This window comes from Cellvibrio sp. QJXJ (assembly GCF_024452345.1).
Taxonomy (GTDB): domain Bacteria; phylum Pseudomonadota; class Gammaproteobacteria; order Pseudomonadales; family Cellvibrionaceae; genus Cellvibrio.
Window position 1 is genome coordinate 3320679 of sequence record NZ_CP101662.1, and the last position, 16428, is coordinate 3337106.

Below are 16428 nucleotides of genomic sequence, written 5' to 3' on the forward strand. Positions count from 1 at the left end.
GATCAGCAACAGGCTGATGACTTATTCATTCAATCCAGAAACCAGAACTTCACTGATTTCTTTTACCCTTCCCTGTTCCACGTGGAACATTTTAGGGATTAGGTTTTCTATATCACGCCAGCTGGATAAAAGTGCTTCCTGTTCAACACCAGTTATAAAAATCTGGGTTTGCATCGCATGAAGCCAATGCACCAACAGTTTGCGATGTTTTTCATCCAACTCAGCGGGTAAATCATCCACGAGATAAATAGACTTACGCCCTGTCATACGGCTAAACACATAACCTTGGGCGATCTTTAATGCACAGACCAGTAACTTTTGTTGGCCACGAGATAGCAATTCAGCTGCGTCTTGACCATTCACCGTTATTTTTAAATCTGCCCTGTGGCTTCCCATCTGGGTATAACCCAGACGCTGATCCCGTTCAAAACCCTCGGCGAGTATATCGCTATAGTCTCGCTCTTTATCCCAGCCGCGATAATAACTGAGCTTGATGCCCTCCACCTTAACAAACTCCCTCAGCAGCTCGGAAAGGTTAGAGTCAAACTCCACCATGCAGGCAATACGTAACTCATGTATTTTTTCAGTGAGAATCACTAATTCCTGATCCCAACTGGCTAATTCAAAGCGGTCTATTCTATCACGCCGCAACAGGCTATTGCGGTGTTTGAGGCAACGTTGAATAGCCTTCCATGCGGGGTAGAATTGAGGTTCCACGTGGAACACTAACCAATCGATAAACTGCCGACGAACCTTGGGGCTGCCTTCCAATAATAAAAAAGTATCGGAATTAATAACTTGAACAGGCAGATAAGCCGCAAGGTCAGCTGCAGAGGAAACAATCACCCCATTGGCTTTGAAGCTAGCTTCACCATCCATTGAGCGGGTAATACCAATGGGTACCTCTGAATGGTCATCGGTATGTACACGACCAAAAACGGTAAAGGCTTGTTGTTGATGGCGGATTAGCGGTTTGTGTTTATGGCTACGGAAAGATCGACCTAAAGCCAAGAGGTTTATAGCTTCCAGAATACTGGTTTTACCCGAGCCGTTTTCACCAAAGATGAGATTCACCTGCGCCGAGGGAAGGATATCAACCCCTTCGAGATTGCGCAGGTTTTGAATAAAAAGACGCTTGAGGGTCATATGACCGGCAGGAATGGCTTATACCAATGGCCTCTCTTAGAGGCGCATTGGCATAACAACATAGAGAGAGTCGCTGTTTTCCGGCTCTTCCAGCAATGCACTGGAGTTAGCATCCGACAGAGTAATTTTCACATTTTCGTTACTGATCACATTAGTGACATCTTGCAAATAGCTCACATTGAAGCCTACTTCCAGAGAATCACCGGTGTAATCCACAGTCACCTGCTCTTCTGCTTCTTCCTGCTCGGGGTTATTGGCGACTATAGTCAAGCTGCCATCAGACAATAGCAAACGTACACCACGGTATTTTTCATTGGATAAAATCGCGGTGCGAGCAAAGGCTTGTTTCAATTCCAGGCGCGAACCTATCACCACTTTGTTACCACCGCGCGGCAATACGCGCTCATATTCGGGGAATTTTCCATCCACCAGTTTAGAGGTGAAGGTATAGTCCATCGAGGTCACACGGATATGATTGGCGCTGAGTACGACTTCAACTTGGGCAGAAGAGTCATCGAGCAAGCGGGATAATTCCAGTACGCCTTTGCGCGGCAAAATAGCCTGCACAACTTCATTGGCATTAACCGCTACTGCACGTGTACACATGGCCATACGATGACCATCTGTAGCGACAACACGCAGTTGATCCTGACGTACTTCCCACAACATACCATTCAAGTAGTAGCGAACATCTTGCTGGGCCATGGCAAATGCAGTGCGTTCAATCAAGCGTTTTACTTCTTGTTGTGCACAGCTGAAACGCAGATTACCGGGTGCATCTTCCACATTCGGGAAATCACCAGCTGGCAAGGTCGACAAGGTGAAACGGCTACGGCCGGATTTCACCAGAATACGGTTATCTTCCAGGGTAAATTCGATATTGCTGCCATCCGGCAAGGAACGACAAATATCTACTAGCTTGCGCGCCGGTACGGTTATCTCACCGGATTGGCCTGCTTGCTCTAGGGTGATGCGGCCTACAATTTCCACTTCCAAATCCGTACCGGTCAACGACAATTGATCGCCATTTAATTGAATCAATACGTTCGACAATACCGGCAGCGTTTGACGACGCTCCACCACACCAGCTACCAGTTGTAAGGGTTTCAGCAAGGCTTCGCGAGATACGGCAAATTTCATGTGATGGTCTCTTTGGTAATCTTCCGGGACTTATTTAGGTTTTATCTCAGTGTGCAACAAAGAACGTAATTATCTTTTAACTATAAAATCAAGTAGTTAGAGAGCGTAACAAGTTTTTCATATCCTCGCGGATATCTGCTGTCTCTTCCTGCAATTCTTTAATTTTTCGACAAGCGTGCAAAACAGTTGTGTGGTCGCGACCACCAAAGGCTTCGCCTATTTCCGGCAAACTGTGGTTGGTCAACTCTTTCGCCAAGGCCATAGCCACCTGACGCGGACGCGCCACTGAACGACTGCGACGCTTGGAAATCATATCGTTCATTTTGATTTTGTAGTATTCACATACAACCCGCTGGATATTGTCGATACCGACTTGTTTATCCTGCAGGGCTAACAGATCTTTAAGGGCTTCACGCACCAGCTCAACATCAATTGCCCGACCGGTAAAATTGGCGCTGGCAATCACCCGCTTGAGTGCACCTTCTAAATCACGGACATTGGCGCGGATACGTTGAGCGATAAAGAACGCCGCTTCATGGGGCAGGTCTATATTCACCTGCTCCGCCTTTTTCATCAAAATGGCAACCCGGGTTTCCAGTTCGGGTGGCTCTACTGCCACGGTTAAACCCCAACCGAAGCGCGACTTGAGCCGCTCCTCAAGACCATTAATTTCTTTGGGGAAGCGGTCACAGGTGAGGATAATCTGACGACCACCTTCGAGCAATGAATTAAAGGTGTGAAAGAATTCTTCTTGTGAACGCTCTTTACCAGCGAAAAATTGGATGTCATCAATTAACAGCGCATCCATGGAACGATAGTAGCGTTTGAAATCATTGATCGCATTCAGTTGCAGCGCTTTAACCATATCAGCCACAAAACGTTCGGAATGCAGGTAAACCACTTTAGCGTTGGGGTTCTTGGCAACCATGGCATTGCCCACGGCTTGCATCAAGTGAGTTTTCCCCAAGCCCACACCACCATAAATAAACAAAGGGTTGTAAGCGCCGCCTGGGTTTTCTGCCACTTGTCGTGCGGCGGCCAGACCCAACTGGTTGGACTTGCCTTCCACAAAGGTCGCAAAAGTTGAACCGGCATTTAAATAATTACTGTGTTTAAGCCCACCCTCTACTTCTATATCGGCTGCAGCGCGGCCAAGGGTATCGCGGCTGGGAATATCAACTTGCGGCTCTTCGACAACAACCGCCGCGTTAACTTCATAATCACTACTTTTAGCAACAAAGTTTGCAGATTTTGGCGAAGATGAATAGGTAGAAACTGCTCGAGGTTCATCATTAGCCGGAACAAAAGATAAATTATCAGTCACCGATGACCCTTGGGTGACAAATGCCGCAGACGCGGCGGCTGGAGTCTGGCGCTCAAAACGATTGCTCGCCACGGGTGGTGCCTGAAATCCAGCGGCAGGACGGGGAGCAACACCAACCGCGACTTGTAGATTGGCATCCTGATGGTAGTGCCCGGCCAGCTCGCGAATACGGTTAAGAAATTTATCTGCAACCCAATCGCAAATAAAACGATTGGGCGCTAACAAGCGCAACTCGGAAGGTGCTGCTGATTCATCAATCTGCAGTGGCCGAATCCAGGTATTGAATTGCTGCGATGGCAACTCATCCTGCAAGCTGGCGGCACATAGTTTCCAAATCGACTGCAGCAAAACAAAAACTCCCGAAACGCGACAAGCGTTAGTTGATTATTAAAAGAGAGGTAAACGGCAACAAGACGGCCAGTAGCTTCCACAGGGGAAACCCGCCGAACAATGACAAACCCAAGTGATAAATGAAACGGCTGGCGAACAATTTATACAAGGGGTAGCAAGTCTACTCTCGCCCCCTGAAGTTATCCACAGTAAAAGCCAAAATAAATTCAATAGATTGAAACTTAGCCATTAAAATTCAACCAGTTACACAACAAAAAGAAAGCGAGGGGAAATCATTTAAAATCCTTTAAAACCACAAAAACTGTGGATAAACCTGTGCACAAACCATGAATAAAATGAGGACAACGAGGTACAAGGTGTATATAAGAAGAATTGGTGGCTTTTGTAGATTATTTGCACAAAATTATTTGCTTTAGCGATTGGCTTTCATTAAAATCCCGCCTCTTTTCGCACACCGTGTGAATTAACTCAGGATTTTTAACAGGTTTATCATGAAAAGAACTTTCCAACCCAGCAATCTGAAGCGTGTTCGCAATCACGGTTTCCGTGCTCGTATGGCTACTAAAAGTGGTCGTGCTGTTTTAGCTCGTCGTCGCGCCAAAGGCCGTGCTGAGCTGACTCGCGTTTAATTACGCCGCTTTTTGGTTCACTAGCAGTTTGTTGAAATTCGTTATTGGCAGATGTGGGATAAAGGTAGTCGATGACGGTCATTCCTAGACTATTTTTAGCGCATATATGCCAGCCGAAATAGAATTTCAACAGCCTGCTAGCTCGAATCACTCCCGAGACAACTTCTGTTTTGGTAAATCCCTTCGTTTACTTTGCGCCGCTGATTTTAAACCCGTTTTTGATAATGCCCCGCTGCGTGCCTCCCACCAGAATTTTCTGATTCTTGCTCGTTTCAACCAGCTACCCAACGGCCGACTCGGCTTGGTGATGGCGAAAAAACATATTCGCCATGCAGTGGAACGCAATCGCATCAAGCGCTTGGTACGTGAAAACTTTCGCCTGCAACAACAGGCGTTTGTTGGTGTGGATATGATAGTCCTGTCGCGCAATGGCTTGGATAAATTGTCGAATAGCGAATTTACCCAACAACTTAATCAACAATGGCAGCGAATTTTCAAAAAAATGCGCCATCATCGGTTAACATCGCAAACGCAAACTTCACCGGCAACAAAGGTGGAGCCACAGCAGGTAAACGCAGATGTTAAAACGGTTGATCACTAAGCTAAATCAGGGTCTGGTATACATAGCCGTGAAGTTACTCCACGGCTATCGCTACTTGCTTAGCCCCTGGATCGGTAATCAATGCCGGTTTTACCCGAGCTGCTCCCATTACTCGGAAGAGGCAATAATCAAGCACGGATTTTTAACAGGGACTTATCTAACCCTGCGTCGCCTACTAAAATGCCACCCTTGGCATGCAGGCGGCCTGGATCCGGTGCCCGAGGTTAACAAAACCTGTTGTTCTTCTACCCATTCACACACTACTGATGGCAGTCATTAAGATGGATTGGCAAAAAAACCTATTAATAGCGGCAATTCTCGCTACTTTATTGATGTTGGTTATCCGCTGGAACGAATTCCAGGAACAGCTTCCTGCACCGGTAGCCGTTGCATCACAAAATTCTTCTCCTGCGGCGACACCAACAGGTGCCGTACCTTCAGCGACCAGCGAAATCCCTGTCGCTGCAGGTGATGTGAGTGAGGCTGAAAAAGTTGAGTTGGCGACAGCGAAACTCATCAGCGTAAAAACCGACAGCTTTGATCTGGTGATTAACCCCTTGGGTGGCGATATCACACAACTGGCCCTGCCACGCCATTTTTTGAAACTGGATACACCGGACCAACCTTTTGTCCTGCTCGACAATCGTGACAACCATACCTATCTGGCACAAAGCGGTTTGATCGGCCTGAACGGTACCGATACTGCCCAAGGTCGCCCACTGTTTAGCTCTGAACAGCAAGAATACCAACTGGCAGAAGGGCAAGATCAACTACAAGTTGATTTGGTGTTACAACAAGGCGAGGTAAAAATCACCAAGCGCTTTACCTTTACCCGCGGTGATTATTTGATCAAAGTGGATTATCTGATCGATAACCAAAGCACCAATACCTGGTCAGCCCAGCTCTACGGTCAAATCAAGCGCGACAGTCAAAACTTTGTCAAAGTCAGCGCACTGGAAATGAACCCCTACCTGGGCGCGGCTATCACCACTGCCGATGAGAAATACAAAAAAGTCACCTTTGATGATATGACCGAAAAAGAAGAGAAGGTCAGTGTTCCAGGTGGTTGGGTCGCTATGGTGCAACATTATTTTGTCAGCGCGTGGATTCCGGATGCCACCAGTACCAATAGCTACCATTTGCGTAAATTGGGTAATACCGATCTTTATTTAATGGGTTTCACCGGCAAAGTTAACGAAGTCGCACCAGGTAGCCAAGGTGTTATCAGTGCCAACTTCTATGCCGGCCCCAAAGATACTGAACGTTTGGAGCAAATCTCCCCTTACCTCGACCTGACCGTAGACTACGGCTGGCTGTGGTGGGTAGCAAAACCGCTGTTTTGGGTATTGAAGTTTATCCACAACCTGGTAGGTAACTGGGGCTTGGCAATTATCGGCCTGACTCTCTGTGTCAAACTGCTGTTCTTCAAACTTTCTGCAACCAGCTATAAATCTATGGCGAAAATGCGTAAGTTAGCGCCGAAAATGGCTGAAATGAAAGAGCGTTATGGCGATGACCGCCAGAAGTTCTCGCAAGAAATGATGAAAATGTACAAAACCGAAAAAGTAAATCCTTTTGGTGGCTGTCTGCCGCTGCTGATTCAAATGCCGGTATTCCTTGCGCTTTACTACGTATTGATGGAATCGGTTGAGTTGCGTCACTCGCCTTTCTTCGGCTGGATTCTCGATCTGTCGGTTAAAGACCCTTACTTTGTGTTGCCGATTATTTACGGTATCACCATGTATTTTATGCAGAAGCTCAATCCGCAACCGACTGACCCTATGCAGGCGCGCATTATGCAAATGCTGCCGTTGGTATTCACTTTTATGTTCCTCTGGTTCCCGGCCGGTCTCGTACTTTACTGGGTAACTAACAATAGCCTGTCGATTTTGCAGCAGTACATCATCACCAAACAAATCGACGCAGAACCTTCTCACAAGTAAGCCGCACTATGATAATTTCCAACACCATCGCCGCCATAGCTACCGCCACTGGCCGTGGTGGTGTCGGCATAGTCCGCGTCTCCGGCCCAAAAGCCAAACAAGTCGCTGAACAACTTCTCACTGTTTCGCTCCAGCCGCGCCACGCCCATTATTGCGATTTCACCAGCCACCAAGGTGAGGTACTCGATCAGGGCATAGCGTTATTTTTCCCCGGCCCCAACTCCTTTACCGGTGAAGATGTACTTGAACTTCAGGGTCACGGCGGCCCGGTAATTCTGGATTTACTGCTGCGCGAAATCACCCAGTTGGGTATCCGCCTCGCCCGCCCCGGAGAGTTTTCCGAACGCGCCTTTTTAAATGACAAACTCGACCTCGCACAAGCCGAAGCTATTGCCGATTTAATCGACGCCACTACTGAACAGGCGGCGCGCAACGCCCTGCACTCACTGCAAGGCGCCTTCTCCAAACGCATCAACGAGTTGGTGGAAGCACTGATTCACTTGCGGATTTACGTGGAGGCTTCAATCGACTTCCCCGAAGAAGAAATCGACTTTTTAAGCGATGGCAAGGTGGCACGGGATCTGGATGGCATCATCGGCAAATTAGCCAGTGTATTTAAAGAGGCAAAACAAGGTGCGTTAGTGCGCGATGGTATGCGTGTGGTTATCGCCGGTCGCCCCAACGCGGGTAAATCCAGCCTGCTCAATGCGCTTAGCGGACGTGAATCCGCAATTGTCACCAGTATTGAAGGCACCACCCGCGATGTGCTGCGCGAGCATATCCATATCGATGGCATGCCACTGCATATCATCGACACTGCAGGCTTGCGCGAAAGTCCGGATGAGGTCGAACAAATAGGCATCCAGCGCGCTTGGCAGGAAATCCAACAGGCCGATCGAGTCCTGTTATTGATCGATAGCCGCCAAACCACGCTGACTAATCCCCATCAGATCTGGCCGGAATTTGTCGATCAACTGCCAGATCCGAGCAAAATCACCCTGGTGCGCAACAAAATTGATTTGAGTGGTGAAGCCGCAGGCTTATTTGAAACTGATGCTGCTACTTATATAGGTATTAGCGCTGCCACGGGCGCAGGTGTAGATTCACTGAAACACCATTTGAAAAATATTATGGGTTTTAGCGACAGCGGCGAAAGTGGTTTTACCGCCCGCCGCCGCCATTTAGATGCTTTGGCGCGCGCTGAGAATTTCCTCGCCTCGGGCAAAGCCCAATTACAAGGCTACGCTGCCGGTGAACTGCTCGCGGAAGATCTGCGTCAGGCACAAAATGCACTGGGAGAAATCACTGGTGAATTTACCCCTGATGACCTCTTGGGGCGCATTTTTAGCAGTTTTTGTATCGGCAAATAACTCATCACCCTCTATTCCCCTTCTCAAGAGGCGCTTGAATTAAGCGCCTCCTTCTCCAGCAATTCTATTTTTACTGCTACAGCTTCCGCCTCTTCTGTTAATTCAGAGTAGCGACGTATATCGCCATTGCGCTGGGCTTGCATAGCTGCCTCCAATAGAGCCAGATATTGCTTCCTAAGGGTCTTGAGTGGATTGGGCTTCAAAAAACCAAACATGGCTGCTCCGCATCGGTGATAGGTTTGGGATAGTGTCCTGACTTGTACCTTAAAAGCCGATACCGGGATCACTGGTGCAACAATAATAAAAACTGACTAAAAACCGCAAACCTTCCAGTAAAAGACACCTTTATTCAAGCTTATCATCATGTTTTTCCACACGCTTACACAGCTTATCCACAGTTGAATCGAGTTTTATCATCTAAATGTTTGTTTTTAATACTATTTCGATTACTAAAACAAGCCTGTGTGTACAAACCTGTGAGTCATGGCGACAAAAGCTGGGCAGGTTTTTGGGGATAAGTGGTAATTTTCCGGATGAGTGTATAACCAAGGCTTTTATATCCAGCTTTCGAGCAGCTTAGAACCAGCTTGCGCGATGTTTTTCCAGTCCCTTATCATTCAATTAACCTATTGAAAAACAATAACTATTTTGCCTTATCCACAGAAATATCGCGCTACATATATAACTACATCTTTTAAATACCTAAATAACAATACATATATTCATTTCATAAAATATTTTCCTTTGTTGTAACGCGAGCTGTTTTTTTGAATAAGTATCTGCTCGGATGAAGTTCAGAGTTTTCTCTGAGACACGCCGGACTTTTTCCTACAGGCGAAGCATCCATGGGGGCTTGTCTTCCACATCCCTGTCTTAGAGGAAACTCCAAATTTTCTCTTCAACTAACGTGGGGCTAAAAAAGCATTGATTAATCCCTGTACAAGTTTTGTGCAAACCGCTGACAAGCCCTATAATGTCGCCCCTTTTGTCCCTCGCCTGTCCAAGGTATTAGTACGCAGCCCGGCTGCAAGGTAGTAAGCGATGATTTTCCCGGATCGTTTTGATGTAATTGTGATCGGCGGCGGCCATGCCGGTACTGAAGCCTGTCTGGCGGCAGCGCGCATGGGCTGTAAAACCTTATTGCTCTCGCACAACATCGAAACCCTCGGCCAAATGTCTTGTAACCCGGCGATTGGCGGGATTGGCAAAAGCCATCTGGTAAAAGAAATCGATGCCATGGGCGGTGCTATGGCACTCGCTACCGACAAAGGCGGCATCCAATTCCGCGTACTTAATGCGCGCAAAGGCCCCGCTGTGCGCGCGACCCGCGCCCAGGCCGACCGCATCCTCTACAAAGCCGCGATCCGCGCAACCCTGGAAAACCAGGAAAACCTATGGATTTTCCAACAAGCCGCTGACGATCTGATTGTGGAAAACGATCAAGTACGCGGTGTGGTTACGCAGATGGGCCTGAAATTTATGGCCAATCAAGTCGTCTTGACTGCCGGTACTTTCCTTGGTGGTTTGATCCACATCGGCATGCAAAATTATTCCGGTGGTCGCGCGGGTGATCCGCCGTCGATTGCACTCTCAAAACGCCTGCGTGAATTACCGCTGCGCGTTGACCGTCTAAAAACCGGTACACCCCCGCGCGTCGATGCACGCACGGTCAATTTGGCTGTACTGGAAAAACAATACGGCGATGAGCCGCGTCCGGTGATGTCGGTGATGGGCAATCGCGCCATGCAACCGCAACAAATTTGTTGCTACATCACTCACACTAATGAAAAAACCCACGATGTGATTCGTCGCAACCTCGATCGCTCGCCCATGTACTCGGGCGTGATTGAAGGAATCGGCCCGCGCTACTGCCCGTCGATTGAAGATAAAATCCACCGCTTCGCGGATAAGGATTCGCACCAGGTATTTATCGAGCCGGAAGGTTTGACTACCCACGAGCTTTACCCGAACGGAATTTCCACCAGCTTGCCGTTTGATGTGCAGCTCGAAATCGTGCGCTCGATGAAAGGTTTTGAGAACGCACATATCCTGCGACCGGGTTACGCGATTGAATACGATTATTTTAATCCGCAGGATTTGCAACACAGTTTGGAAACCAAAGTGATTGGCGGATTATTTTTTGCCGGCCAAATCAATGGCACCACCGGTTACGAAGAAGCGGGTGCGCAAGGTTTGCTTGCGGGAATAAACGCGGCGCTGCGCGCGCAAGAAAAAGCAGCCTGGTGTCCAACTCGCGATCAAGCTTATGTTGGTGTATTGGTTGACGACTTGATTACCCTCGGTACCAAAGAACCATACCGTATGTTTACCAGCCGCGCCGAATATCGGTTATTGCTACGTGAAGACAATGCCGATTTGCGCCTCACCGAAAAAGCACGCGAATTTGGTTTGATCGGCGATGCACAGTGGAAAATTTTCTGCGATAAACGTGAACAAATCGCACTTGAGCAAGAACGTTTGCGTTCTACCTGGATTCAAGCCGGTTCTGCAGAAGCAGAACAAGTGGAACAAAAAATCCAGACCAAACTCACGCGCGAATACAGTTTGATGGATTTGTTGCGCCGCCCGGAATTGAGCTACACCGATATCGCCTCACTCAAAGGTGAAGCTATCGCCAATGAAGCGGCGGCCGAACAAGTTGAGATTGAGGCAAAATATTCCGGCTATATCGAACGTCAGCAAGAAGATGTGGATCGTTTGCGCGCCTATGAAAATACCATTATCCCCGATGACTTTGATTATTCAGTGGTAGATGGTTTGTCCAATGAGGTCAAACAAAAATTGACCGCTGCGCGGCCGCAAACCCTGGCGCGAGCGGCGCGCATTTCCGGTATTACCCCGGCAGCGATTTCGCTGGTGCTGATTTATTTGAAAAAACGCGGTGTGTTAAAACGCCTGCAGGAAGATGCACCTGAACAACAGGCGTCTTAATTTTTAAAAATTGATGGGTATTGCTTGCGCTCCATCAATCCTACAAAACAAATTTTTTAAAGAGTGACGAGTGACTGATTTAAACGCTGAATTACGCGCGCAATTGTTGCGCGGCGCTATTGAAATGTCGGTGGCGCTCAACGAAACACAAATTGAAAAATTATTGGCCTACGTACGCGAATTTGAAAAGTGGAACAAAGCCTATAATCTTTCAGCGGTGCGCGATATTCGTCAAATGGTGGCGCGTCATTTGTTGGATAGTTTAAGTGTGGTGCCTTGGTTTACCGCCAATAAAAAATTTTCCGCTGCGCGGGTAATTGATGTTGGCACCGGTGGCGGCCTGCCGGGAATTCCATTGGCGATTATGTTTCCGGAACAACAATTTACCCTGCTCGATAGCAATGGTAAAAAAACCCGCTTTTTATTCCATGTAAAAACCTTGCTTGGTTTAAGCAATGTCAGTGTGGAAAATCGCCGCGTGGAAGAATTTAAACCCGAGCAAAAATTCGATGTGGTGATTAGTCGCGCCTTTGCCAGTTTGCAAGATATGACCGATGGTTGCACACACTTGCTAGTCGATAAGGGATTTTTTTTGGCGATGAAAGGCCTGTTTCCACAAGATGAGTTGGCGCCCATCGCCGATAAAATTGCATTAATCGAAAGTGTCAAACTGTTGGTTGCTGAAACAGATGGCGAACGCCATCTGTTAGTATTGCAACCGCAACAATAAAAATTGCCAACCACGCTGTGGTTATAGGATTTTCACTTGACCAAGATATACGCCATTGCCAATCAAAAAGGTGGAGTTGGTAAAACGACCACCTGTGTGAATTTAGCTGCATCACTGGTAGCAACCAAAAAGCGTGTCTTGCTGGTGGATCTCGACCCACAGGGCAATGCCACTATGGGCAGTGGTGTCAATAAAAACGAAGTGGAATTATCCATTTACGATGTACTGACCGAGCGCGAGTCGATTAATAACTGTTTGGTTTTATCCGAGAGCGGTAAGTATCAGGTGTTACCTGCCAACGGTGATTTAACGGCGGCCGAAGTAGAAATGTTAGCGCTCGACAACAAAGAGCGCCGTTTGCAAAATGCATTGAACCAGGTGCGTGAACAATTTGATTACATACTGATCGACTGCCCGCCTTCGCTCAATATGCTTACCCTCAACGCCTTGACCGCCTGCGACGGCGTCATTATTGCCATGCAATGTGAATACTATGCGCTGGAAGGTTTGTCCGCGCTGGTGGGCACCATCAATCAAATTCAAAAACTGCTCAACCCGAATTTAAAAATCGAAGGTTTACTGCGCACCATGTATGATCCGCGCAATAGTTTGACCAACGATGTATCGGCGCAGTTGCAGCAGCATTTTGGCGATCGTTTGTATCGCACTTGCATTCCACGCAATGTGCGTTTGGCGGAGGCGCCCAGTTTTGGTATGCCAGTATTGGCGTTTGATCGTCAGTCCAAAGGCGCAATTGCGTATTTGGCATTGGCGGGTGAAATTTTGCGGCGCAATGAAAGTAGCGAAAAAACGGCTGCTGCCGCAGAAACTATTTAATAAAATTTTTAACAAGGCGAAAGCAGATGTCGACTAAACGCAAAGGATTAGGAAAAGGTTTGGATGCACTTTTGAGTGCAGGTTTGGGTGTTACCTCACCTGCGCCGGAAATGCCACTTGATCCTGCCAATGTGGATAGCAAACTCGATTACCGCGACGGCAAACTTGCCCATTTACCGGTTGAATTAATTCAGCGCGGTAAATATCAACCGCGCCGCGATATGCACACCGAAGCTCTGGAAGAGCTGGCGGAATCAATTAAAGCCCAGGGTGTGATGCAGCCGATTGTGGTGCGTCCGATTGGTGAAGGTCGCTACGAAATTATCGCCGGTGAGCGTCGCTGGCGTGCGACCCAGATCGCCGGTTTGGATAAAATCCCTGCGGTAATTCGCGATGTGCCCGATGAAGCCGCGATTGCAATGGCGTTGATCGAAAACATCCAGCGCGAAAATCTCAATCCGATCGAAGAAGCGGTTGCGCTGAAACGTTTGCAAGATGAGTTTGAATTGACCCACGCGGAAGTTGCGCAAGCGGTGGGTAAATCGCGCACCACTATCACCAACTTGTTACGTCTGATTGCGTTGAGTGAAGAGGTCAAAACCCTGCTTGAACATGGCGACCTGGAAATGGGCCATGCGCGTGCACTGCTGACACTTGATGATGAAACCCAACGAGCTATTGCACGCCAAATTGTGGCTAAAGGTTTATCGGTACGGCAGACGGAAGCGTTGGTACGTTTGCATCAGGAGGGGAAAAACCCTGACAAAGTAAAACCGGAGGTAGTGGTATCGGCCGATATTCGCCGATTGCAAGATCAGCTTTCAGACACTTTGGGCGCGGGAGTAGAGATCCAACATGGCGCCAAAGGCAAAGGTAAGCTGGTGATTAGCTATAACTCGCTTGACGAATTGGATGGAATTCTCGGGCATATTAAATAAATTCAGTTTTTTAGCCGTCGTGTCGGCACCTGTCGCCAAGGTGCCCTTTCCCAATATCTAGTTATGAACTCCAATCTGAAACACTACTTGCAGTTATCGATAAATCGATCAGTAAATTTACAACAAATTTACTAGTCAGTTTTTACCTTTGGTGCTAGCACGAAGGTTGCTGCTGGGGTGCTTAATCACTATAATGCGCCACGTTTGGGCGCGCGAAGCATCGATTTGTTACTAATGGTAATAAACGATTCTTTGTGACAGAATGCCGCCGCAAAAAACGGAGGGCTATAAAACCATGTCGCGTTATCTCAAAGGGCGTGACGCTGCTCTTCGAACAATAGCAATCCAGCTGGTGGTTAGTGTGATGATCGGCTTGGCTGGTCTGGCGATCAATAATCCAATCGCGATCGCTTTGTTCACTGGTGGAATTATTTGTGTGATAGCCAATTTATGGCTGGCACTAGTGGCGTTTCGTCCCCCATTGGGCGCGCCAACCCAAAAAATCCTGGCGGCTTTTTACGTCGGTGAGTTGGGAAAGTTTGTTATCACAGCCTTATTATTTTTGCTCGCGTTCAAGCAGATTGCGTTGCTAAAGCACGCTCCTTACGCCGCAACTATGATTCTGGCTTATGTGTTGGTTCAGGCAATTGCCTGGCTATATCCACTAGTTCGCAGCGCCGCTGGCCGCAGTTAGTGTGAACCGATTTCAACTTTGGTCATTTGGAACTTAACGATGTCATCCGCCGAACACGCAGAAGCAATCACGTCCTCAGAATATATCAAGCACCACCTTACCAATCTGACCTATGGCAAATTGCCTGACGGTACCTGGGGTTTTGCCCACAGTGGTGATGAAGCAGCACAAATGGGTTTCTGGGCAGTTAATGTCGATACCATGGGTTGGTCTCTGGTACTTGGCATTGTATTTTTCCTGTTGTTTCGCAGTGTGGCGAAAAAAGCGACTAGCGATGTACCAAGTGGTTTCCAAAACGGTATAGAAGCGGTTGTTGAGTTTGTTGATAACAGCGTAAAAGGCATGTTTCCTTATAAAAGCGCTGTTGTTGGTCCCTTGGCGTTAACTATTCTGGTGTGGGTATTCTTTATGAATGCCATGGACTTGATCGCGATCGACTTACTGCCAAAAACTGCAGAGTTGTTTGGTGTTCATGTGTTAGGCGCAGATCCTCATTCGGTATTCTTCAAGGTTGTACCATCAACTGATCCCAACATCACTTTGGGTATGGCCGCTACCGTCTTCCTCCTGATTCTGTTCTTCAGTATTCGAGAAAAAGGCATTTTAGGTTTTGCTAAAGAGCTGACTTTACACCCTTTCAGCAGCAGTAACTTTATTGTGCAAACCCTGCTGATTCCGGTAAATCTGGTGCTCGAATTATCTAACCTGATTGCTAAACCAATATCGCTTGGTCTGCGTTTGTTCGGCAACCTTTACGCCGGTGAAGTAATTTTTATCCTGATTGCAATTATGATCGGCGTAAATCTGGTTCTGGGTGTATTTGGTATGTCACTGCAGATCGTCTGGGCATTGTTTCACATCCTGATCATCGCCTTGCAAGCCTTTATCTTTATGGTACTAACCATTGTATATATGAGCATGGCGTTCCAAACGGATGAGCAACACTAGTTTTAATATTTATTGTTTTTTTGGTTTTTGGTTTTTATTTTTATCAACTTAAGTAGGAGAAAACACTGTGACTGAAGCAACAGCTTTGATTTATTTGGCAGGTGCACTGGTAATCGGTTTGGGCGCAATCGGCGCTGCAATCGGTGTAGCACTCTTGGGTGGCAAATTTTTGGAAGGCGCTGCACGTCAACCAGAATTACTGCCAATGTTGCGTACCCAGTTCTTCGTAGTGATGGGTCTGGTGGATGCGGTTCCAATGATTGGTGTTGGTATCGGCATGTACATTTTGTTTGCTGTTGTTTAAGTACTGCTCGCCAACAACATTTAATCCCTTTAACAAAGGCATTCAACTGTGAACCTTAATGCAACTTTCATCGGTCAGATAGTGGCGTTTGCCATTTTCATTTACCTGACACAACGCTTTGTGTGGCCACCCATTGTTGCGGCAATGGCAGAGCGCACCAAGCGTATCGCTGATGGGCTCCAGGCTGCAGATAAAGCCGAAAAAGATCTCGAACTGGCCAAAAAGAAAGTGGTTGAGCAACTGACTTCTGCCAAGAAAGAAGCTGCTGCCATTATCGATCAAGCTAACAAGCGCGCTATCGAAGTTGTTGAAGAAGCAAAAGAGAAAGCGCGCGTAGAAGCTGAGCGTATCAAGGCCTCTGCCCAAGCGGAAATTGAACAGGCAACAGCACGCGCGAAAGAAGAATTGCGCAGCAAAGTGGTTGTTCTTGCTCTGGCCGGTGCGGAAAAAATTCTTGAATCTTCTATCGATCAAAATGCTCACAACGAGTTGGTTAATAAACTCGCTGCAGAGCTCTAAGA

17 protein-coding genes are annotated in these 16428 nt (G+C 47.5%); 13 read left to right on the plus strand and 4 right to left on the minus strand.

Translation table 11 applies throughout. The features are described from left to right. Positions 1-21 precede the first annotated feature (21 nt). From recF to dnaA, 3 genes are all read right to left on the minus strand, one after another. Positions 22-1146 (minus strand): DNA replication/repair protein RecF, encoded by a 1125-nt coding sequence (recF, locus tag NNX04_RS14395; RefSeq protein ID WP_261946218.1) that lies wholly within the window; start codon positions 1144-1146, stop codon positions 22-24. 36 nt (positions 1147-1182) lie between these two features. After that, positions 1183-2286, minus strand: a complete 1104-nt coding sequence (gene dnaN, locus NNX04_RS14400; RefSeq protein WP_007639106.1) for a DNA polymerase III subunit beta — start codon at positions 2284-2286, stop codon at positions 1183-1185. 88 nt (positions 2287-2374) lie between these two features. Beyond that, positions 2375-3958 (minus strand): chromosomal replication initiator protein DnaA, encoded by a 1584-nt coding sequence (dnaA, locus tag NNX04_RS14405; RefSeq protein WP_007639100.1) that lies wholly within the window; start codon positions 3956-3958, stop codon positions 2375-2377. A gap of 494 nt (positions 3959-4452) precedes the next feature. Here dnaA and rpmH point away from each other — a divergent pair, with 494 nt between their 5' ends. From rpmH to mnmE, 5 genes are all read left to right on the plus strand, one after another. Next, positions 4453-4590, plus strand: coding sequence for a 50S ribosomal protein L34 (rpmH, locus tag NNX04_RS14410; RefSeq protein WP_081489620.1), 138 nt, complete (start codon positions 4453-4455; stop codon positions 4588-4590). Positions 4591-4696: 106 nt separating this feature from the next. Then, positions 4697-5191: a ribonuclease P protein component gene (rnpA, locus tag NNX04_RS14415; protein ID WP_261946219.1), complete on the plus strand. Its 495-nt coding sequence runs from the start codon at positions 4697-4699 to the stop codon at positions 5189-5191. A gap of 28 nt (positions 5192-5219) precedes the next feature. Then, positions 5220-5471: a membrane protein insertion efficiency factor YidD gene (gene yidD / locus NNX04_RS14420; protein WP_410004058.1), complete on the plus strand. Its 252-nt coding sequence runs from the start codon at positions 5220-5222 to the stop codon at positions 5469-5471. 1 nt (position 5472) lies between these two features. Further along, a complete protein-coding gene (yidC, locus tag NNX04_RS14425) occupies positions 5473-7134 on the plus strand; it encodes a membrane protein insertase YidC (RefSeq protein WP_261946220.1) in 1662 nt (553 codons plus the stop codon). A gap of 8 nt (positions 7135-7142) precedes the next feature. Then, on the plus strand, positions 7143-8504 hold the full coding sequence (mnmE, locus tag NNX04_RS14430; protein WP_261946221.1) for a tRNA uridine-5-carboxymethylaminomethyl(34) synthesis GTPase MnmE: 1362 nt from the start codon (positions 7143-7145) through the stop codon (positions 8502-8504). A 23-nt stretch (positions 8505-8527) separates the two neighbouring features. Here the strand turns inward: mnmE and NNX04_RS14435 are convergent, their stop codons facing one another. After that, positions 8528-8719, minus strand: coding sequence for a DUF6435 family protein (locus NNX04_RS14435; RefSeq protein WP_261946222.1), 192 nt, complete (start codon positions 8717-8719; stop codon positions 8528-8530). A gap of 826 nt (positions 8720-9545) precedes the next feature. Here NNX04_RS14435 and mnmG point away from each other — a divergent pair. The 8 genes from mnmG (at position 9546) to NNX04_RS14475 (ending at position 16426) form a co-directional block, all read left to right on the plus strand. After that, positions 9546-11456: a tRNA uridine-5-carboxymethylaminomethyl(34) synthesis enzyme MnmG gene (gene mnmG / locus NNX04_RS14440; RefSeq protein ID WP_261946223.1), complete on the plus strand. Its 1911-nt coding sequence runs from the start codon at positions 9546-9548 to the stop codon at positions 11454-11456. Positions 11457-11526: 70 nt separating this feature from the next. Beyond that, positions 11527-12186 carry a 16S rRNA (guanine(527)-N(7))-methyltransferase RsmG gene (gene rsmG, locus NNX04_RS14445; RefSeq protein ID WP_261946224.1) on the plus strand — a complete coding sequence of 220 codons (660 nt, stop codon included), beginning with the start codon at positions 11527-11529 and terminating at the stop codon, positions 12184-12186. A gap of 36 nt (positions 12187-12222) precedes the next feature. After that, positions 12223-13023 carry a ParA family protein gene (locus NNX04_RS14450; protein ID WP_007639078.1) on the plus strand — a complete coding sequence of 267 codons (801 nt, stop codon included), beginning with the start codon at positions 12223-12225 and terminating at the stop codon, positions 13021-13023. Between the two features lie 26 nt (positions 13024-13049). Beyond that, positions 13050-13961: a ParB/RepB/Spo0J family partition protein gene (locus NNX04_RS14455; RefSeq protein ID WP_261946225.1), complete on the plus strand. Its 912-nt coding sequence runs from the start codon at positions 13050-13052 to the stop codon at positions 13959-13961. Positions 13962-14256: 295 nt separating this feature from the next. After that, the gene (locus NNX04_RS14460; RefSeq protein WP_157152437.1) at positions 14257-14655 is read left to right on the plus strand and encodes an ATP synthase subunit I; all 399 of its coding nucleotides are present in this window, start codon (positions 14257-14259) and stop codon (positions 14653-14655) included. Positions 14656-14694: 39 nt separating this feature from the next. After that, on the plus strand, positions 14695-15603 hold the full coding sequence (gene atpB / locus NNX04_RS14465) for a F0F1 ATP synthase subunit A (protein ID WP_007639074.1): 909 nt from the start codon (positions 14695-14697) through the stop codon (positions 15601-15603). Between the two features lie 67 nt (positions 15604-15670). Further along, positions 15671-15907 carry a F0F1 ATP synthase subunit C gene (gene atpE / locus NNX04_RS14470; protein ID WP_007639073.1) on the plus strand — a complete coding sequence of 79 codons (237 nt, stop codon included), beginning with the start codon at positions 15671-15673 and terminating at the stop codon, positions 15905-15907. 48 nt (positions 15908-15955) lie between these two features. Further along, the gene (locus NNX04_RS14475) at positions 15956-16426 is read left to right on the plus strand and encodes a F0F1 ATP synthase subunit B (RefSeq protein WP_040391052.1); all 471 of its coding nucleotides are present in this window, start codon (positions 15956-15958) and stop codon (positions 16424-16426) included. The last annotated feature ends 2 nt before the right edge of the window (positions 16427-16428 follow it).